This window comes from Gordonia sp. 852002-50395_SCH5434458, from assembly GCF_001665905.1.
GTDB lineage: Bacteria > Actinomycetota > Actinomycetes > Mycobacteriales > Mycobacteriaceae > Gordonia > Gordonia jacobaea.
In genome coordinates this window covers 1-20,304 of sequence record NZ_LZTC01000049.1, presented here as the reverse complement: position 1 = coordinate 20,304, position 20,304 = coordinate 1, and the positions used below count along the sequence as shown (strand labels likewise).

Here is a 20,304-nt window from a genome sequence, read left to right as displayed (position 1 = left end):
ACTCTGGTATCGCGGCGGGAAGGCAGCAAGCGCATGATCAACGACACTCCTGATGAGCGTCGGGATCAGGTGTCGAGGCTGATCGGTTTCCTCCGCGGCCTGGTCCGGTCACGATCGGTGTCGGTCACCACCGTCGACTCGCATCCCGCAGTCGTGTGGGTAGGCAGGTCGACGCCGGTGCAGGTACGCACGGGAGCGGCGCCAGGACAGACCGTCGTCGAGGTATCTCCGGACGATGACACGTATTCGCAACTGTCGACGATCCTCGACGACCTCGTCGCCGATCCCGAGGCGCTCGAGATCGTCCTCGCCAACGGACTGGTCACCGTCGTCGACAAGGAGAACGACGCCGAGCCCCTCGTTCGCGAACACCTGCTGACTCAGGACGTCGTCGCGGAACGCGACACCGATTCGGGGGTCATCCGGATCTCGCTCGGATCCGCGGGCGTTCCGATGATCCACGACACCCACCTGCTCGCCTCCATCGACGGCATCGACCTGTCCGAGGCGGTCAAGCAGCGGGGACGTGTAGCAGGCCTGACGAACATCGCAAATTCTGCTGCGGGACAACTTGTTTCCGCGTGGCGCGACAACGTCGTCATCGACGACGATCACGTGTCACTGACCATCGACCTCGCGCCGGCCATCGTTCTCCGCAACCGCGGAACGGGGTCGGCGTTGCGCTTCTACGACGCCATGCTGGCGGCACTGCGCGAGCCGGACACCGAGGTGCCGATCGGGCTGTCGCAGCTCGTCGCGCCCATCGAGGCAGCAGACCGGCTGGCGGCGCTCAGCGGGCCGGGAACGACTCCTGCGGCCGAACTCGTCGCCGATGCGATGTTCCCGCTCGCGTCCAATGTCGAGCAACGTGACGTGCTGGCCCAACTCGGTGTCGACAGCGGCGTGGTCGTCGAAGGACCACCTGGTACCGGCAAGACCCAGACCATCGCGAACGTCCTCTCGGCACTTCTCGCCAAGGGGCAGCGCGTGCTGGTGACCAGCGAGAAGGTCAACGCGCTGCAGGTGCTGCGCGACATCCTCCCGCCGGAGCTACGCGAGCTGACCGTCTCGCTCGCGGACATCAGCACTGACAGTTACGACGCCGTGGTGTCGGGCGTCGAGGCGATCGCCGACCGCAAGTCCAGCTTCTCACCCGGTGTCGCCGACGCAGAGATCGACGACCTCGCCTACCGCCGTGCACAAGCGGTCGATCGGCGCGAGCGCGCGCTCCGCGGTCTGTGGGATCTGCGTTCGTCCGAGACCGAGGTGCACGAGTGGGTCGCGGGCGACTATCGCGGTACCGCGGCGTCGATCGTGCGCGCGTGCAACGCCGACGCCGAACGGTTCGACTGGCTTCCCGGGCCGCTCGACGGCGCACTGCCTCCACTGGACGGCGGCGAGTTCACCCGACTGCTCGAACTGCTTCGCCGCGTCGGTGACGATTCCGGGCGTCTCGCGCAGCGACTGCCGGACCTCGACGACTACCTGCCCGACACGATGACGATGGACGCGATCTGCGAACGGATCAGACAGCGACCCGAGGAGCCGATGGTCGGCAGCGGTTCGCTGATGTCGATCCTCTCGGACGTCGGAAGCGAACGGTTGCTGCGGATCAAGGGAATCTGCGATCACCTCGCGGTGGCCTCCGGCGAGGTTGCGACGTTCCCGCCCCTGGTCGTCGACATGGCCGACAGGCTGCTCGCCGGTCAGGAGGCGCACCTGTGGTCGCGGGTCACGGCTCTCTCGTCGGTCATCGCCGACGCCGCGCAGCGTGACCGGGCGATCGGCGCGCACGTCATCGTCGTCGAGAACGCGCGGCCGGGTGACGGCGAGCGGTTCGCAGCTGCCGCGACCTATCTGCGTGATGGCGGACGCTGGCGCGGCCGCCTCCTGCGATCGGAACAGCAACGGGCAGTGGAAGAATCGGGCGCCACAGCCAGCGTCGACGGCCACGCGGCCACCGATGCCGACAGCCTGGCGCTCGTCGCTGATCACCTCGCGGTCCTCGATGCCGTGAGTCAGGTGCATCGCGTGCTCGCGGATCTGCATGTCCCCGTCGACACCGCCGGTTCGCGATCCAAGCAGCTCAGCCAACTCGTCCGCCTCGACACGCAGCTCGCCTGGGTATCGGATCTGCTTTCTGCGCGTGATCAGTTGATTCGCGAGCTCGAGTACATCAGTCCCGGTGGCCCGCGCCCGCGCAGCGTCGCGCAGGTCGCCGAGGTTGCCCACCAGGGTGCGTCGATCGCGGCGGCCAACGATGCGATTCTCGCCGAGCAGGAACTGGCCGATCACGCGTACCGGCTGTCGACGGAGGTCGAAAGGGGGCCGTCGCCCGAAGGCGATGCACTCGTCGCCGCACTGGCCAACGCTGATGCGGAGGCGATCAGGGCGGCGCGACGCGCGTTCGCCACTGCGCGTGGTGAGCTGAACGACCAAGCGGCCGTCGACCTGCTCGCTCTGCGGCTACGCGGCAAGGCACCGGAGTTCTACGCGGCCCTGGCCGCAACAGCCGACGACCCGGCGTGGGACGCGCGCCTACGTGACGTGGTCGGCGCGTGGGAGTGGCGTCGGGCGCGGACCTGGGTGGCCGAACGCAGCGACCCCGACGCCGAGGCACGTCTGGCCTCGGCGCTCGACGAGGCCGATGCCGACATCGCACAATTGACCACCAAGCTCGCCGCCGCGCGCGCGTGGCGGGCGTGTCTCGCGCGCACCACCGTCGCCCAGGTGCAGGCGTTGCAGTCCTACCGCGACCACATGATCAATCTCGGCAAGGGATCGGGCAAGCACGCCAACCGATTCCGGACTGCCGCGCGCGAAGCGATGGAGCAGGCGCAGTCGGCGGTTCCCGCGTGGATCATGTCGACCAGCCAGGTCGCCGACATGCTTCCGCCCGAACCGAATTCGTTCGACGTCGTGATCGTCGACGAGGCGAGTCAGGCCGACATCACCAGTTCGTTTCTGCTGTGGCTCGCGCCCCGCGTTATCGTCGTCGGCGACGACAAGCAGTGCGCCCCACGCGGACTCGCCGGAACCTCGCTCGACGACGCGTTCGCCAGACTCGACGCCGAGCTTCCCGATCTCCCGCATTACCTCCGCGACGGTCTGACACCGCGATCGAGTCTGTTCTCGTTGCTGCGCAGTCGATTCGGTCACCTCATCCGACTGCGTGAACATTTCCGGTCGATGCCGGAGATCATCGAGTACTCGTCGCGACAGTTCTACGGTGGGTCGCCACTCGTTCCCGTTCGGCAGTTCGGTGCCGATCGCCTCGATCCCCTGCGGACCGTGCGCGTCGACGGCGTCGCCACCGGCCAGGGGCAGTCGTTGGTGAATGAAGGCGAGGCCGCGGCGATCGTTGCGACACTGCTCGATTGCCTCGCCGATCCCGCCTATGCCCAACTCGATTTCGGCATCATCGCGCTGCAGGGAGCCAAGCAGGTCGATGAGATCACCCGTCTCCTGCGCGAGGCCGTCGACGAGGAGACCTGGCGTGCGCGTCGTATCCGGGTCGGTACCCCGCCCGACTTCCAGGGCGACGAACGCCATGTGATGTTCTTGTCGATGGTGGTCTCCGACCCCTCGTCGCTGAGTGCCCTCACCCGCGCAGAATCACAGCGTCGAATCAACGTCGCCGCGTCGCGCGCGATGGACCAGGTGTGGTTGTTCCACTCGGTCGGACTCGACGATCTGCGTCCCAACGACCTGCGCTACTCGCTGCTGGGGTACATGCAGGCAAATCAAGGGCCGACCATCGCGCCGATGCCCTCCGACGTCCCCGACGACGAGCGCGTCGAACCTTTCGACAGCCTCTTCGAGCAGCGGGTGTTCAACCGCTTGGCCGCACTCGGCTATCACGTGACACCGAAAGTCCTTGTCAACAATCGGGTTATCGATCTCGTGGTCACGGGTTCGGAGGGCCGGATGGCCGTCGAATGCGACGGAGACGAGTTCACCTCGACAGGTGCCCAAGCGCGCTCCGACATGGAGCGCGAGCGTGAATTGCGCCGCTGCGGTTGGGAATTCGCGCGCGTGCGCGAATCGGAGTTCGAGCTCGACGCCGACACCGCGCTCGCCGCGGTGATCCGGCTTCTCGACCGTCGAGGCGTCAAACCAGGTTCGGTATCGGCGACGGCCTCCCGCGAGGCTGCTGCGTGGGAACCGATCGACCTGACCGGAGCGGAGTAGCAGCTATCGGCTGCGCCGTGCGGCACGCACGCGTTCGGCGATCTCGGGTAGACCTCGCGCGGCGGTGGTCCGAATGCTATGCGTGGCAACAGAACTCAGTCCGGACGGTTCCGGGTTCAGTTCGATGATCGGAATGCCGCGGTTCGCTGCGCGCTCGGGCAGCGCCGCGGCGGGGTAGACGATACCGCTCGTCCCCACGACGAGGACGGCATCGGCGACGTCGAATACCTGCTCGGCACGTGCCCACGGCTCCGCGGGGAGCGGCTCGCCAAACCACACGACGCCCGGCCGTACCGGCGACAGACATATCGGACATGCGGGCGGCTCGACCGGGCGTTCGTCGGTGGCTGTTGTCGGGTCGGCATCTCTGCCCTCATAGGGGTGTCCGCAGCGCGAGCAGCGGGGAGCGAAAAGGGAGCCGTGTAGGTGGCTGACGACCGTGTTGCCTGCACGCTCGTGTAGGTCATCGACGTTCTGTGTCACCACCATGACCGATGGTGCGTCGTCGGCCTCGTCGGTCGGCTCTGCCAGGGCGCTCAACGCCAGGTGCCCTGCGTTCGGGGCGGCCTGTCGGACCAGGTGTGCGCGCCACTGGTACCACCCCCACACGAGGGCGGGGTCGGCGTTGAACGCCTGCGGGGTCGCCAGTTGCTCGGCGTCGAAGTTTTCCCAGAGTCCCGTTTGTGCGTCGCGGAATGTCGGCACACCGCTGTCGGCCGACATTCCCGCACCGGTGAACACGGTGATCCACTCGGCACCCGCGAGGGTGTCGATGGCGGCCTGGGGGATCTGCGCATCAGGAGTGGTGAGGGCGTCGTCGTAGGTCATGCGCGTCCGATCTGTTCGAGGACCGCCGCACGCACCGTGGCCGCGGTGACGTCGGGGGTCTTGTCGCGACGCACGAGCAGCGATCTCGCCATGCGGAGCTTGTCGCCGCGGTGACGGGGGATCACATGAAGGTGCGTGTGGAAGACGGTCTGGAAGGCGGCCTTTCCGTCGTTGACGACGAGATTCACCCCATCAGCAGGCGAGTCGTCGCGTGTCAGCGGCGCCGTCCGCAATGCGGCCGCGACAACCTGTCCCGCACGCATCAGCGCAGCGCCGTCGTCGGGAGCCAGATCGGCAAGGCCCGCCGAATGCGTTCGGGGAACGATCAGGGTGTGCCCACGCGAGACCGGCTTGATGTCGAGGAAGCCCACCACGGCGTCGTCTTCGTACACCTTTCGGGCCGGCGCGGAACCGTCGACGATCTGGCAGAACACGCAGTCGGTCATCCCTGAACCCTAACGACTTCGCCGCCCGGGCTCGACAGTCCCACGGGCGTGGCATGTCGCAGTACGCGACACGGAGTGCGACAGGTCACATAACGATTATATAACGGACGCAGGGCGCCTCGACCGGAGCTCGAATGAGTAAGGAAATACGCCGCGAACTGGTCGGATGTGCACGCGGTCTCGGGGGCGGAGAACCGCGTCATTTGTTACCGGCGGGACTACTCGCGGGTATACCTGAGGGTCGGAAACAACATGAGGAAGTCCTCACGTTTATGTGCCATCATGAGTGCCACGTTCATGTCGACGACGTTCCACGCTGAACTGTCAGTCGCCCGCCACAGCGTCAAAGGTGTTGCTGGGCAAGCATGTTCGTGAGAGACACGTGCGCGACCCGGCGATATCCCCCCGCCGCCGGGTCGTGCTACGTGGTGCTCTCGCACGAGACCCAGACAACTCCTGCATCGCACATCAGCCGAGCCCCGAACCACGAGGAGAGCCCGTGACCGTCGACCAATTCCGCCCAGGGCACCACGGAAGCCGCAACACCGGACGCCCTGCAGAATCCCTGATCGATCGGCTCGCAGCAGGTGAGCAGTACGCGATCAGCTTCGGTGGACAGGGTGGTCCGTGGTTGTCGACACTGGCCGAATTGGTCGTCGACGCCGATCTCGAGCAGAAGCTGGCGGGGGCAGTCGCCGTCGCTGACCGCATGCTCGCCCCCGTTGCCGACTCCATCGAGATCGCTCGCCCCGACGGCTTCCATCCGCTCGCGTGGGTGCGTGCGGCCGACGCAGGCGAGCCGGTGCCGTCGGACGCCGAGCTCGCCGACTTCGCACTGAGCGGACCCGGTGTGCTCCTCAGCCAGGTTGCAGCCGTCGAATCACTCAAGAAGCAGGGCCTCGATCCCGATGTGATCGCACCCGTCGCCGTCGTCGGACACTCGCAGGGATCACTCGCCGTCGACGCCATCCGGCACGGCGAGAGCGGCTGCGGACAGCTACTTGCGATCGCGCATCTCATCGCCGCCTCGGGCACGCTCGTTGCTCGACGTCGTGGCCTGGCGAGCAGTCCCGACGGCTCGCCGATGCTGTCGATCACCAACGTTGCCCCGGCACGCATCGACGAAATCCTCTCGACCTACCGCGCGGGGCTGCCCGACGCCGAACTGGTCACCGCACCCGTGATCGCCATTCGCAACAGCCGACGTTCGGTTGTGCTGTCCGGCGCACCCCGGCACCTCGCGGCGTTCGCGGCGGAGTGCGAGCGCATCGTCGCCGCCGAGGCCGACGACCGCAAGCGCAAGGTCACCGGCGGCGCGCCCTTCGCCCCCGTCTTCGACGCGCTTCGCGTCAGCGTCGCATTCCACCACCCCGGCATGGCGCCGGCGGTCGATCTGGTGCGCGAGTGGGCGCAGACGTGCGGTATCGACGCCGACCTCGCCGCCGGTCACGCCGAATCGATTCTGGTCGCACCGGTCGACTGGGTTGCTCAGATCGACGCCGTGATCGCCGACGGCGCCGCGTGGATTCTCGATTTCGGTCCGACCGATCTCGCAACGCGACTCACCGCGCCGCTCGTTCGCGGGCAGGGCGTCGGCCTGGTGGCAACCGCACTTCGCGGGGGTCAGCGAAACCTGTTCAGCCCCGGCGGAATTCCGGAGGTCGCACGCCGTTGGTCTGACTTCGCCCCGACGCTGGCTGAGCTTGCCGATGGTCGGCGCGTCGTGCAGACGGCGTTCACCCGACTGACCGGGCGCTCTCCGATGCTGCTTGCGGGCATGACTCCGACCACCGTCGACCCGGCGATCGTCGCCGCCGCGGCGAACGCGGGCCACTGGGCAGAACTCGCCGGCGGCGGCCAGGTCACCGAAGAGATCTTCGCGCGCAACGTTGCCACGCTCACCGACCTCCTCGAGCCCGGCCGCGAGGCACAGTTCAATGCGCTGTTCCTTGATCCGTACCTGTGGAAGCTCCAACTCGGCGGCAAGCGTCTCGTGCAGAAGGCGCGGGCGCAGGGCGCTCCGATCGACGGCGTGATCGTGTCGGCGGGTATCCCCGAACTCGAGGACGCCGTGGCCCTCGTCGACGAATTCGTCGAGGCAGGACTGCGTTTCGTCGCATTCAAGCCCGGCACCGTCGAGCAGATCCGTTCGGTGATCCGCATCGCCGCCGAGGTACCGCACCACCCGGTCATCGTGCAGATCGAAGGCGGGCGCGCCGGCGGCCACCATTCATGGGAAGACCTCGACGACCTGCTGCTCTCCACCTACGCCGAGCTGCGCGTGCGTGACAACGTCGTCATCTGCGTCGGTGGCGGCATCGGTACGCCCGAGCGCGCCAGCGAGTACCTGACCGGCGAATGGGCAACAAGGCACGGTTATCCCACCATGCCGCTCGACGGCATCCTGATCGGCACCGCGGCCATGGCCACCGCCGAGGCCACCACGGCGCCGGAGGTCAAGCAGTTGCTCGTCGACACCGAGGGTGTCGACGAGTGGATCGGCGCAGGCCGTGCCGCACACGGAATGGCCTCGGGCCGAAGCCAACTCGGCGCCGACATCCACGAGGTCGACAATGCCGCGTCGCGCTGCGGCCGACTCCTCGACGAGGTGGCGGGCGACGCCGACGCGGTGGCCGAACGCCGTGACGAGATCGTCGCCGCGATGGCACCGACTGCCAAGCCCTACTTCGGCGACGTCGACTCCATGACCTACCGCGAATGGCTCGACCGCTACGCGACGCTGGCCGTCGGGGATGGTCGCACCGATCAGTACCCGTGGGCCGACATCACCTGGCAGCAGCGGTTTGTCGAGATGTTGCAGCGTACCGAGGCGCGTATGCACCCGAAGGATTCGGGACCGGTGCCGACGATGTTCGCCGACCTCGCGTCGACCGACGATCCGCACGCGGCGATCGACGCTCTCGGCGGTGTCTATCCCGAGATCGAGACCGACATCCTGCATCCCGCGGACGTCGCGTTCTTCCTCGGTCTGTGCCGGACCCCCGGCAAGCCGGTCAACTTCGTGCCCGTCGTCGACAAAGATGTTCGACGGTGGTGGCGCAGCGACTCGCTGTGGCAGGCCCACGATGCACGCTATGGCGCGGACGCCGTCTGCATCATCCCGGGGCCGGTCGCGGTCTCGGGTATCACTCGTGTCGATGAGCCGGTGGGTGACCTACTCGACCGGTTCGAGGCCAGGGTCGTCGACGATCTGAGCATCGCCGGTGCGGCGCCTGAGCCGATCACCGCACGCAAGCAGGCGCAGGTTCGCGACGCAGGCGTCCTCGGTGCCGTGCTCTGGGCAGACGATGTCTCGTGGGCCGGCCGTATCGTGCCGAGTCCCATTGCGCTACTCGGTGATCGGGAGTCCTGGGAGGTCACCTCGGAGCATCGCGCGGAGCACGCGGCAACCGCCGCTGTGCTTGAGCATCTGGGCGAAGACAACTTGGAGCTGACAGTGCCGATCTCGGGATCGTCGGTGCGCATTCCGCTCCGGGTCGATCGGAGCATCGCCGACGGCGGTAGCCCACGCATCGAGCGAGACGATGCCGCAGACGCCATGCGCGAGATCCTCACCGTCGCAGCGGGTGGACGTTTGACAGACGTCGTCGACGGTGCCGCGGTCACCAAGGTCGAGTGGTCGGCAGACGGGGTCGCCGACCACGCCGTTGTCACCGCCAACACGCTGCCCGCTCACCTCCACGCCGTCACACCGTCGCAGCCGTTCGGCTTCGCGGTGCCCGACACGCTCGTCGGAGCCTGCTGGCCAAGCGTTTTCGCGGCAATCGGTGCTGTCACGACCGATGACGGCATCCCCGTCGTCGAGGGACTGCTCGACCTCGTCCACCTCGACCACACCATCGAGACGGTCGCAACCATTCCCGACCACGACACCGAGCTCACCGTCGTCGCGCGCGCGGGCGACGTCCGGGATACGACCGTGGGGCGCGTCATCGACGTCGCCGTCGAGGTGTCGGGGTCGGACGGTGAGATCGCCCGTATGACAGAGCGTTTCGCCATCCGAGGCCGGATCGGCGATGCCGAACTCGACGATCCGCAGCGCGCCGGAGGAGCGATCACAGACGAGGCATCGGCCACCCGGAAGCCGCTGCGTACCGCGACGATCACCGCGCCGACGCGCATGGGTGCGTTTGCTGCCGTCTCGGGTGACCGCAATCCGATCCACACCGACGCATGTGCCGCGAAGCTCGCAGGACTCGGCGAGCCGATCGTGCACGGCATGTGGTTGTCGGCGGCAGCTCAGCACGTCGTCACCGCGGCCGATTCACGTAATCGCACTCCGTCGCCACGCCCGATCGTCGGGTGGACGGCTCGCTACCTGGGGATGGTTCGCACCGGAGATGCGGTCTCGGTCCGCGTCGACCGTGTCGGTCTCGACCACGGCCGCGAGGTCGTCGAGGTGACCTGCAAGGTCGGCGACACCCTGGTGATGAGTGCCACGGGACTTCTCGCGGCTCCGCGCACCGTCTACGCCTTCCCGGGCCAGGGCATCCAGAGCAAGGGCATGGGGCTCGACGCCCGGTCGCGCTCGAAGGCCGCCCGGGCCATCTGGGATCGCGCGGACAAGCACACACGTGCTGCTCTCGGGTTCTCGATCCTCGCGGTCGTTCGCGACAACCCCACCACCCTCGTGGCCAACGGAACCACCTACAACCACCCCGACGGTGTGCTGTACCTGACTCAGTTCACCCAGGTCGCGATGGCGACGCTCGGCGTCGCGCAGATCGCTGAGCTCAAGGAAGCGGGCGGATTCGTCGACGGTGCCATCACCTGTGGACACTCGGTCGGCGAGTACAACGCCCTCGCGGCATGCGCGGGAGTGCTCCCACTCGAGGCCGTCCTCGAGGTGGTGTTCCAGCGCGGCGAGGCCATGCACCATCTGGTCCCGCGAGATGACCTGGGGCGCAGCGACTATCGCATGGCGGCCATTCGCCCGAGTCAGTTCGGCCTCGCCGACGCCGACGTCGAGTCGTTCGTCGCGGAGGTCGGGGAGTCGATCGGCGAGTTCCTGGAAGTCGTCAACCTCAACCTTCTCGGCTCGCAGTACGCCATCGCGGGCACGGTTCGCGGTCTCGAACATCTCGAAGACGAGATCGAGCGTCGTCGAACCGAATTCGGCGGCAAGCGATCGTTCATCCTCGTACCGGGCATCGACGTCCCGTTCCATTCGACGGTGCTGCGCGCCGGTGTGCCCGAGTTCCGCGGCAAGCTCGACGAACTGCTGCCCGCACGGATCGATCCCGACATCCTCGTCGGGCGCTACATCCCGAATCTCGTGCCGCGGTTGTTCACACTCGACCGCGCGTTCGTCGAAGAGATCGCGGCACTGGTGCCGTCCGAGCCGCTCGACGCCGTGCTCGCCGACTGGGACACCCATGCGGCTGACCCGGCTGGTTTGGCACGCATCGTTCTCATCGAGCTGCTCGCGTGGCAGTTCGCGAGTCCCGTGCGCTGGATCGAGACGCAGGACCTTCTCTTCGGTGCAGCCGAACGCGGTGCGCTCGGCATCCAACGGTTCGTCGAGATCGGCCTCAAGGGTGCGCCGACGCTCGCAGGCCTGGCGACCAACACCCTCAAGCTCGACGACTACGGTTCGGCGACAACCGAAGTGGTGAATCTCGAGCGCGATTCCGATGTCATCCTTGCCAAGGACGCGGGTGCCGAGCTCGATGACGAACCCGCCGACGAGGCAGCTGCGCAAGACACTGGTGCTTCACAAGATGCGGCGACAAGCACGCCCGCTCCAGCGGCGGCAGCGCCTGCTGCTCCGAGCGCGCCCGCGGGCGCTCCGCGGCCCGACGACGTCACCTTCGGGCCGTCGGATGCGGTTCGTGCAGTAGTCGCGCTGTGGACCAAGATCCGCCCCGAGCAGATCGGTTCGGCAGACACCATCGAGGCGCTGTGTGACGGCGTATCGTCGCGGCGTAACCAGCTCCTGCTCGACATCGGTGGCGAACTCGGACTCGGCGCGATCGACGGCGCCGCAGAAGCCGACATGGTGGCGCTCGCCGCGACGGTCGACAGCCTCGCGCGTGGCTACCGCCCTCTGGGTGCGGTCCTCACCGACGCGGTGTCCGATCAGATCCGCAAGGTGCTCGGCCCCGTCGGAAAGCGGCAGGCGTACATCGCCGATCGGGTGACCGGTGTGTGGCAGCTCGGTCCCGGCTGGGGGCTGCACGCCACCGTGGCGCTCGCTCTCGGCACACGCGACGGCGCCAGTGTGCGTGGCGGCGACCTCGGCGACCTGCTCGACGGACCTCTCGCCAACACCGACGCACTCGACGCTCTCGTCGACCGCGCGGTGACCGCGGTGGGTGCGTCCCGCGGCATCGCGGTCGCCAAGCCCGCGGCCGACACCGGCGGTGGCGCAACGGTCGACGCGGCCGCTCTCGGTGAGTTCACCGAGCAACTGACCGGACGTAGCGGCGCGCTCGCCTCTGCCGCGTACACGGTGCTGGCCAAACTCGGACTCACCGAGGACGACGCCGCGCCCGAGATCGCGGAGAACGTCGACGCTCAGCTGGCCGAGCGGGTCAGTGCCGAGCTCGGCTCCGACTGGGCACGCACCGTCGCGCCGGCGTTCGACGCCGAGAAGATCGTCCTCGTCGACGACCGGTGGGCCACGAGCCGCGAGGATCTGGTGCGGATCTGGCTGACTTCCGACGCCGATCTCGCCGACCGACATGAGTCGATCGTCGAGTCCTTCGTGGGTGCGGGACAGACTGTCGCACAACATGCCACGTGGTGGCAGGGCAAGGCTTCCGCTGCAGGCGAGGCGACACGTGCCCAGATCTTCGGCGCGATCGCCGCCGCAGCAGAGGCGCCGGACTCGGGTGAATGGTCCGACGAGGTCGCAGTGGTGACCGGCGCGGGCAAGGGATCGATCGCCGCAGGCGTGATCGGCCGACTGCTCGCGGGCGGAGCGACGGTCATCGCCACGACGTCGAAGCTCGATTCCGGAAAGCTCGCCTTCTACAAGAAGCTCTACCGCGAGAACGCGCGTCACGACGCCGCGCTGTGGGTCGCACCGACCAACATGGCGTCGTACACCGACGTCGACGATCTCGTCGAATGGGTCGGCAGCGAACAGACCGAGAACATCGGCGGCACAACGGCTGTCCTCAAGCCGGCGATGAAGCCGACGCTCCTCTTCCCGTTCGCGGCACCTCGTGTCGCCGGTGATCTCACCGACGCCGGAGCGCGCGCCGAGCTCGAGATGAAGGTCCTGCTCTGGTCGGTGGAGCGGCTCATCGCGGGGCTGTGTGAGATCGGTGCCGACCATGACATCGCGGCTCGACTGCACGTCGTGCTGCCCGGATCGCCCAATCGCGGCATGTTCGGTGGGGACGGGGCCTATGGCGAATCCAAGGCCGCACTCGATGCGCTCGTCACCCGCTGGGGAGCCGAGGAATCGTGGGGTGCGCGAACGACTCTCGCGCACGCGCTCATCGGCTGGGTGCGCGGCACCGGGCTGATGGGTCACAACGACGGCATGGTCGCGGCCGTGGAGGCCGCGGGCGTGCGAACGTGGAGCACAGACGAGATGGCGGCACAGCTCCTCGAACTGTGCACTCCCGCGCAGCGCGTCGCCGCGCGGGATCAGGCGATTCTCGCCGACTTCACCGGCGGCCTCGATCCGTCTATCGACCTCAAATCACTTGCCACCGAACAGGATGACGCGAGCGAGGTCGAGACGGAGGAACTCGACGAGGCGACCGTCGCTGCGCTGCCCGCGCCGGCTCGTGCCGCGGCATCGATGACGCCCGCGTGGCCGTCGATCGATGCGCGTCCCGAGGATCTCGTCGTCATCGTCGGCGCCGGAGAGCTCGGACCCTACGGTTCGTCGCGCACCCGGTTCGAGATGGAGGTCGACGAAAAGCTGAGCGCGGCAGGCGTGTTGGAGCTTGCCTGGAACACCGGTCTGATCGTCTGGGACGACGCACCGAAGCCGGGCTGGTACGACACCGAGAGTGGCGATCCGGTCGACGAGGCCGATATCGCCGAGCGTTACCACGACGCGGTCGTCGAACGTTGCGGTATTCGACGCTACGCCGACGACGGTGCGATGGTCGACAACACCTCGCCGCTGCTCACGTCGATCTTCCTCGACGAGGATCTGAGCTTTACCGTCAGCTCCGAAGAGCAGGCCAGGGCATTCGCGGATGCTGATCCGGACAAGACGAGGATCGCTCCGATCTCCGACACCGGGGATTGGCGGGTCACGCGTCTGGCCGGTACCGAGATCCGCGTGCCCCGCAAGTTCGAGCTGAGCCGGACCGTCGGAGGTCAGATTCCGACCGGGTTCGACCCGACTCGCTGGGGTGTCACGCCCGACATGGTGGAATCAATCGACCGTGTGGCGCTGTGGAATCTCGTCGCGACCGTCGACGCCTTCCTGTCATCGGGCTTCACGCCGTCGGAACTGATGCGGTGGGTGCATCCGGGACTCGTCGCCAACACTCAGGGAACCGGCATGGGTGGCATGACGTCGATGCGTGAGCTGTATGTCAACACGCTGCTCGGCGAGGCGAAAGCCAACGACATCCTGCAGGAGGCGTTGCCGAATATCGTTGCCGCACACGTTGTTCAGTCGTACGTGGGCAGCTACGGTGCGATGATCCACCCTGTCGCTGCGTGTGCGACGGCCGCTGTGTCGGTCGAGGAGGGCGTCGACAAGATCCGTCTCGGCAAGGCGATGTTCGCGGTGGCGGGCGGATTCGACGATCTCGGTATCGAAGGCATCGTCGGATTCGGCGACATGTCGGCGACCGCGGAGTCGGCGAAGATGGCTGCACGCGGAATCGACGAGCGCCGGTACTCGCGTGCCAACGATCGGCGACGTGGTGGATTCGTCGAATCTGCCGGTGGCGGAACCATTCTGCTCGCTCGTGGCGACGTCGCGGCACAGCTCGGATTGCCGGTTCTCGGCGTCGTAGCCTGGGCGCAGAGTTTCGGCGACGGTGTTCACACCTCGATTCCCGCGCCGGGACTCGGAGCACTGGGCGCCGCACGTGGGGCGCTCGCCTCACCGTTGGCCGATGCGCTGGGTGCGCTCGGCGTGAGCGCCGACGATGTCGCGGTCGTGTCTAAGCACGACACCTCAACGCGCGCAAACGATCCCAATGAGTCCGAGCTCCACGAACGGCTCGCCGACGCGATCGGCAGGACGCCCGGCGCGCCCCTGTTCGTCGTGTCGCAGAAGTCGCTCACCGGCCATGCGAAGGGCGGCGCGGCGGCATTCCAGCTCATCGGGCTCTGTCAGGTGCTGCGCGACGGAGTGATCCCACCCAACCGCAGTCTCGACTGTGTCGATGAGCAGATGCGCGACTACCCCCATCTCGTGTGGGCGCGTGAGCCGCTCGCGCTCGGTGATCGATTCCCCCTGAAGGCAGGTCTGCTCACCAGCCTCGGCTTCGGCCACGTGTCGGGTCTGATCGCCATCGTTCATCCGGAAGCCTTTGTTGCAACTCTGGATTCGGATCAGGCGCAGAGCTATCGCGATCGGGCGGCACGCCGCGAACGTGATGGCGCACAGCGGCGGCTGGTCGCGATGTGCGGCGGCGAGCCTGCGTACCGACGTCCGTCGGGTCGTCGTTTCGACAGCACACTCGACGAGCATGATGCCGAAGCCGGACTGCTGCTCGATCCGGGTGCGCGGCTGACGACCGATGGTGCGTACGGCGCCGCGGCCGATGGACGCTGACGCGATGGCCGTACTCGGGGTGGGGATCGACGTCGTGTCGATCCCGGAGTTCGGAGACCAACTCGAGCAGGTGGGCACGAACTTCGTCGAGAGGTTCACGGTGGGCGAGCGGCGTGACGCGGCAACGGGTACGGGCGAGGATGCCCGTCACCTCGCGGCACGGTGGGCGGCGAAGGAGGCCGTGGTCAAGGCGTGGTCTGTGAGCCGATTCTCGCGCTCGCCGCTGCTGCCGCTGATCCGGCACAGTGATATCGAAGTGGTCACCGACACCTGGGGCCGTCCGGCGATCAGGTTGTCGGGAGAAATCGCCGAACACCTTCGTGACACGACCGTGCACATTTCGCTCACGCACGACGGGAACACCGCTGCCGCGGTGGCGATTCTGGAGGGGAGCTGACCGGAGGGTGCCCAATCCGTCTGTCGTGCAACGGATTCAGCTACCGGTCGACTCCTCGAGCAGGAGATATCCCGCGAGCATGCGCTTGAGTTCGTCGACCGTCGCGGCGTGGTCGTGGCCGTCCTGCACCGAGAAACTCAACAGTGAGTACGCGGTGTGGACCAGGACCTGTGCCATCATGTCCCGACGCCGTCCCTGCGAGGGGGTCAGCGGGGCAAGGATGCCTGCCACCTGTTCGGCGAGCACGCGTTCGTTGAGTGATGCCGTCGCGCGGGTGGCAGGCGTCGACTGGACGGCGAGCCAGACCGCGCGGCGCGACGGATCGTCGCGCCAGAGGGTCGCCAGATGGTCGAGAAACTTCTCGAGCAGGTTCGGCCATTCGAGCGACGGCACCTCCGAGGCGAAGGCGGCGAGCTCCTCACGTACCCCGACCGTGTCCTGTCGGTCGAGTTCGCAGACGATGACGTACTTGTTGGCGAAGTACTGATAGAGGGTTCCGATGGGCACTCCGGCGCGAACGGCGATCTCTTCGCAGGTGAGCGACTCGAAACCCACCTCGGTCAGCAGGTCCCGCGCCGTCGCCAGCATCGCGGAGAACTTTCGTTTGCTGCGCTCCTGCGTCGGGCGTTTGCGCGGCACCAGGGGTTCGGTACTCATCGGTTCGATCAGCTCGGTTCGATCAACGCCTGTGGTCACACCGACAGGTCGCGCCTGAGCTTGGCAACGTGCCCGGTGGCACGCACGTTGTACTGCGCGAGCGCGATGGTCCCGTGGTCGACGAGGAACGTCGACCTGATCACACCCGTGACGGTTTTGCCGTACAGCTTCTTCTCGCCGAAAGCGCCCCATGCGGTCATGACCGACTTGTCCGGATCGGACAGGAGTGGAAATGTCAGGCCCTCGGCGTCGGCGAATTTTGCCAGCTTCTCCTGCTTGTCAGGGGAGATGCCGACGACGGCGATGCCCTGTCCGTCCAGTTCGGCGAGGTTGTCGCGAAAGTCGCACGCCTGCTTGGTGCAGCCGGGAGTCGACGCCGCGGGGTAGAAGTAGACGATGACCTTCGAGTCGGCGTAGTCGGAGAGGGAGACCGCTTCGCCGTGGGCGTCGGTGAGTGTGAAGTCGGGCGCGGTGTCGCCGACCTCGAGACGGGATGTGCCAGACATGGTCGTCAGGCTAACCGATAGGGCAGGTCGACCGGGTGATCGACCCACAGCCGGGCAAACCGGGCACGGTCTCAACTCACGCGCGCAGGACGCGGCTCACCACCTCGCGATGACGTATTCTCGACATGTCGTTTGCTCTGTCGACGCGTGCGAGACCTGCCGTGGCCGCTGCGTGGACGGCGTTCTGGCGGAAAGATGCGGATCGGTGAGTCCGCATGTGTAGTGAAGAAAGTCTGGGAGGACAACTGTGGCCGGCGACACCGACCGTATCGAACAGGACATTGTGCAGGCGCGCGAGGACCTGGCCAACACGCTCGACGAACTCGCGGTTCGGGTGAGTCCCGAGCGGCTTGCCGACGACGCGAAGACCAAGCTGATCGCCTTGGTCAACAAGCCGGCGGTCAAGATCTCGCTCGCGGTTGCCGGCGCCGTCGTATTGGTTGTCGTCGTCCGCAAGGTGATCGCGTGACGCGTGCTCGTCCCTCCAGTTCTGTAGACCGACAGAAGTCCCGGGGTTCGCGTGCACGGCGTGTGGGCGCACTCGCGGCGGCCGGATTGGTGGTCGCCAGTGCGGCGGCTTGTTCTCAGTCGCCCGAGTATCCCGACACCGTCACCAATGCGCCTGCGCTGCAATCGTTTGCGCAGCCGACGATCTCGGTGACCGGCTGGCGTGATCGTCCGATGACCGACCACGCGGTCGGCGTCATGCCGGGCGCACCTGTGAAGGTCGCGGCACAGAACGGCAGTCTCACGTCCGTCGTCGTGTCGGGGCCCGATGGTCCGGTCGCGGGCAAGGTGTCGCCCGACGGCGGTACCTGGGTGTCGAGTCAGCCGCTCGACTTCGGTGGCGATTACACGCTCACCGCCGCGGCGAAGGGCGTCGAGGGCGACGGTGCCCGCAAGATCAGCTTCACGACGGCATCCGCGGACTCGCTGGCATCGGTGTCGTCGGTGGTTCAAGACAACGAAACCGTCGGTGTCGGGCAGACAGTTGCGATCAACTTCGACACTCCGGTCGCCAACAAGCTCAACGCGCAGCGTGCGATCACGGTGACCGCCGACCCGCCGGTCGAGGGTGCCTTCTACTGGCTCAACGACAGCATGGTGCGTTGGCGCCCCGAGCATTTCTGGAAGCCGGGCACCAAGGTGCACGTCGCGGCCAATCTCAAGGGCATCGACCTCGGTGGTGGCGTGTACGGCAGCAACAACCTCGACACCAATTTCAAGGTGGGGCGCAGTTTTGTCGCGGTTGCCGACGACAAGACCAAGAACATCACGATCTCGGTCGACGGCAAGGTCGTCAAGACGATGCCGACGTCGATGGGCAAGGATTCGACGCCGACCAACAACGGCATCTACATGGTCGCCGAGCGTGAGCCGAGCGTGATCATGGACTCGTCGACGTACGGCGTGCCGGTGAGCTCGCCCGGCGGCTATCGCGAGACCGTGTACGACGCGACTCGAATCTCGTTCAGCGGCATCTATGTTCACTCCGCGCCGTGGTCGTTGGGCGACCAGGGCGTCGACGACGTGAGCAACGGCTGTCTCAACGTGAGCCCCGCCAACGCGGAGTGGTTCTTGAACAACGCACTCCGAGGCGACGTCGTCATCGCGAAGAACACCGTCGGCGAGCCGTTGCCAGGAGACGACGGCCTCGGCGACTGGAACGTCCCGTGGGCGGTGTGGAAAAAGGGCAACGCATGAGTTCCCGTGCGGGAGAGGCCAAAAAGGGCTTCCGAGCAGGCGATTTCACTTCTGAGGCAGTGACCCTGTAAGGTTCTTTCTCGCACGGCCAAGCGCCATTAGCTCAATTGGCAGAGCAGCTGACTCTTAATCAGCGGGTTCGGGGTTCGAGTCCCTGATGGCGCACAAGAAGGTAGCTAGGTCGGAGGTATTTTCCTCTGACCTAGCTTTTTCGTTTGAGTGGCCACTGTGCCAAGAGTGTGCCAACGGGTTTCAGTGTGCCGCGGTCATCCGAAGAGTGCGTGTCGTCCTGTCGACGGCGTTGCCGGTCAAGGTCGGTGTGGTCCTAGACCCCGCGGCCATCTCCATCGACATCGTCGGCCCGCGCATCGACATCGAATGGAGCGTCGAGTCGGGAGAGCTGTTCCAGCGCAACCAGATTCAGGCGCGCGTTGAGGGCCGATTCGATGTTGCGGTGTACCAACCCGCCGCCATCTACCGGGTGGCGACCGCTGCGGCGGAACCCGCCTGCGTCACCCGATGACGCGAGCACCCGACGACCCGATGCCCTACCCGGCATCGGGGTCGTTCACATTACGTCCGTGTCTTCGGATGGGTAGACTTGTGGGACACCATCCGGAGGAGGACCTCATGAGCAGGCAGAATAGGCGTGCCGACGCTCTACGGAGGTTGTCTGCGCGCTACGGGAAGAATGACGACGCAGCCCTGGCCGGAGCCGCTCTCGATGCGGTCTACAGCGAGGTCCGCGAACGGGGCGAACTGTCGGAGGACGCGGCATTCGAGGAAGTCGAAGCCGAAACCGAACGTATCCGGCGCGAACGTCGCCAGGGTGTCTACGCCCGGTAGCCGGAGGTATCGGATAGTTGACCGTTGTCCTTGTACTGGACACCAACGCTCTTATAAGTGCAGCGCTCAGCCCGAGTGGTCATTCTGCGCAGCTCATCGAACTTGCTCGGCGGGGTCGCATCTCGCTCATCATGTCGGACCACCTGTGCGAAGAGTTGGAGACCAGGCTGGAGCGGGAAAAGTTCCGACGTTGGCTTTCTCTCGATGAGGTTCGAGATTTCGTCGACGCCGTAACCGTCGTAGCTGATTGGATCGACGACCGCCCCGACAACGAGATCCCTCTCGTCTGTGACGACCCAGACGATAACTACCTGGTTGCGCTGTTCCAGGATTCAGACGCAACGATGCTCGTGAGTGGCGACAAGGCCGTGCTGCGGATCGATTTCCCCGGCCTCGACGTGCGCAAGCCGGCTGCCGCGATAAAGGCCCTGGACTTCGTCCACGAATGGGGCGAAGGCTACATGGAGGGATCAGAAGAACGGTCGTGGGCACTAATCGATGCCGAGGGTCACCGCGGTGTCATAACGGCCTACACGGCGTTCACAGCCGTCCTGGACGAACCGAACGTCAAGGAACTACTCGCGTTCGTCGTCGTCCCGGAAACGCTCAAGCACTTCCGCAAACGTAAAGCATTGAAGTGGATACGCGAGCAACTCTCGGAGCGCGGAATGGCCACTCGCCCTATCTACGCGTCACCCGATGTCGCGTATATCAAGCTGCCGCCGGACCCTGGAACGAATCTGCGCGTGGTCGGGGACGTCCCATTGCCCGCAGACACAATTTTCGCCACGATGCAGCGATGCCCAGATCTCGATGACCTACCCGATGCCGACTTCGATCACTGGCGCGTTTTCGGGATCGGCGATGCTGTCGAGCCTGAACGAATCCGGCCGCGGCCGACGCTAGGGCAGTGATTCAAGAAACCCCGCTAGTGTCGCGTTTCGTTAGTTGGTTTTCGGTTGAGCTTTCTTGAGAATCTCCTCGACCGGTTTCGTCCACACGAAG

The 20,304-nt window shown here is 66.4% G+C and carries 12 protein-coding genes and 1 tRNA gene; 9 read left to right on the top strand and 4 right to left on the bottom strand.

The window, feature by feature from the left end:
- The first annotated feature begins 33 nt into the window (after window positions 1–33).
- Window positions 34–4,191: an AAA domain-containing protein gene (locus A5785_RS11900; RefSeq protein WP_064866637.1), complete on the top strand. Its 4,158-nt coding sequence runs from the start codon at window positions 34–36 to the stop codon at window positions 4,189–4,191.
- 3 nt (window positions 4,192–4,194) lie between these two features.
- Here the strand turns inward: A5785_RS11900 and A5785_RS11895 are convergent, their stop codons facing one another.
- Both A5785_RS11895 and A5785_RS11890 read right to left on the bottom strand, forming a co-directional pair.
- Entirely contained in the window at window positions 4,195–5,019 is an 825-nt protein-coding gene (locus A5785_RS11895) for an NAD-dependent deacylase (RefSeq protein WP_005207803.1), read from the bottom strand.
- Window positions 5,016–5,465: an HIT family protein gene (locus A5785_RS11890; protein ID WP_064866635.1), complete on the bottom strand. Its 450-nt coding sequence runs from the start codon at window positions 5,463–5,465 to the stop codon at window positions 5,016–5,018. Before A5785_RS11890 ends, A5785_RS11895 begins: the two co-directional genes overlap by 4 nt.
- A gap of 499 nt (window positions 5,466–5,964) precedes the next feature.
- Between A5785_RS11890 and A5785_RS11885 the strand changes: the two genes are divergently transcribed.
- Together A5785_RS11885 and acpS are read left to right on the top strand one after the other, a co-directional pair.
- Complete coding sequence (locus A5785_RS11885; RefSeq protein WP_064866633.1) at window positions 5,965–15,189, top strand: type I polyketide synthase; 9,225 nt, start codon at window positions 5,965–5,967, stop codon at window positions 15,187–15,189.
- 4 nt (window positions 15,190–15,193) lie between these two features.
- Window positions 15,194–15,586 carry a holo-ACP synthase AcpS gene (gene acpS / locus A5785_RS11880; RefSeq protein WP_039856554.1) on the top strand — a complete coding sequence of 131 codons (393 nt, stop codon included), beginning with the start codon at window positions 15,194–15,196 and terminating at the stop codon, window positions 15,584–15,586.
- Between the two features lie 36 nt (window positions 15,587–15,622).
- On the opposite strand, the gene A5785_RS11875 is transcribed toward acpS, so the two are convergent.
- A complete protein-coding gene (locus tag A5785_RS11875) occupies window positions 15,623–16,243 on the bottom strand; it encodes a TetR/AcrR family transcriptional regulator (RefSeq protein WP_005207799.1) in 621 nt (206 codons plus the stop codon).
- 35 nt (window positions 16,244–16,278) lie between these two features.
- Window positions 16,279–16,749 carry a thioredoxin-dependent thiol peroxidase gene (bcp, locus tag A5785_RS11870; protein WP_064866631.1) on the bottom strand — a complete coding sequence of 157 codons (471 nt, stop codon included), beginning with the start codon at window positions 16,747–16,749 and terminating at the stop codon, window positions 16,279–16,281.
- A gap of 247 nt (window positions 16,750–16,996) precedes the next feature.
- Between bcp and A5785_RS11865 the strand changes: the two genes are divergently transcribed.
- The 6 genes from A5785_RS11865 (at window position 16,997) to A5785_RS11845 (ending at window position 20,213) form a co-directional block, all read left to right on the top strand.
- Window positions 16,997–17,218: a DUF3618 domain-containing protein gene (locus A5785_RS11865; RefSeq protein ID WP_005207797.1), complete on the top strand. Its 222-nt coding sequence runs from the start codon at window positions 16,997–16,999 to the stop codon at window positions 17,216–17,218.
- Window positions 17,219–17,280: 62 nt separating this feature from the next.
- On the top strand, window positions 17,281–18,453 hold the full coding sequence (locus A5785_RS11860; protein WP_231894537.1) for a L,D-transpeptidase: 1,173 nt from the start codon (window positions 17,281–17,283) through the stop codon (window positions 18,451–18,453).
- A 92-nt stretch (window positions 18,454–18,545) separates the two neighbouring features.
- Window positions 18,546–18,618 (top strand) — tRNA-Lys (locus tag A5785_RS11855).
- A gap of 112 nt (window positions 18,619–18,730) precedes the next feature.
- Window positions 18,731–18,976 carry a hypothetical protein gene (locus tag A5785_RS11850; RefSeq protein WP_005207795.1) on the top strand — a complete coding sequence of 82 codons (246 nt, stop codon included), beginning with the start codon at window positions 18,731–18,733 and terminating at the stop codon, window positions 18,974–18,976.
- 107 nt (window positions 18,977–19,083) lie between these two features.
- On the top strand, window positions 19,084–19,299 hold the full coding sequence (locus A5785_RS23275) for a hypothetical protein (RefSeq protein ID WP_005207794.1): 216 nt from the start codon (window positions 19,084–19,086) through the stop codon (window positions 19,297–19,299).
- A 17-nt stretch (window positions 19,300–19,316) separates the two neighbouring features.
- Window positions 19,317–20,213, top strand: coding sequence for a putative toxin-antitoxin system toxin component, PIN family (locus A5785_RS11845; RefSeq protein WP_005207793.1), 897 nt, complete (start codon window positions 19,317–19,319; stop codon window positions 20,211–20,213).
- The last annotated feature ends 91 nt before the right edge of the window (window positions 20,214–20,304 follow it).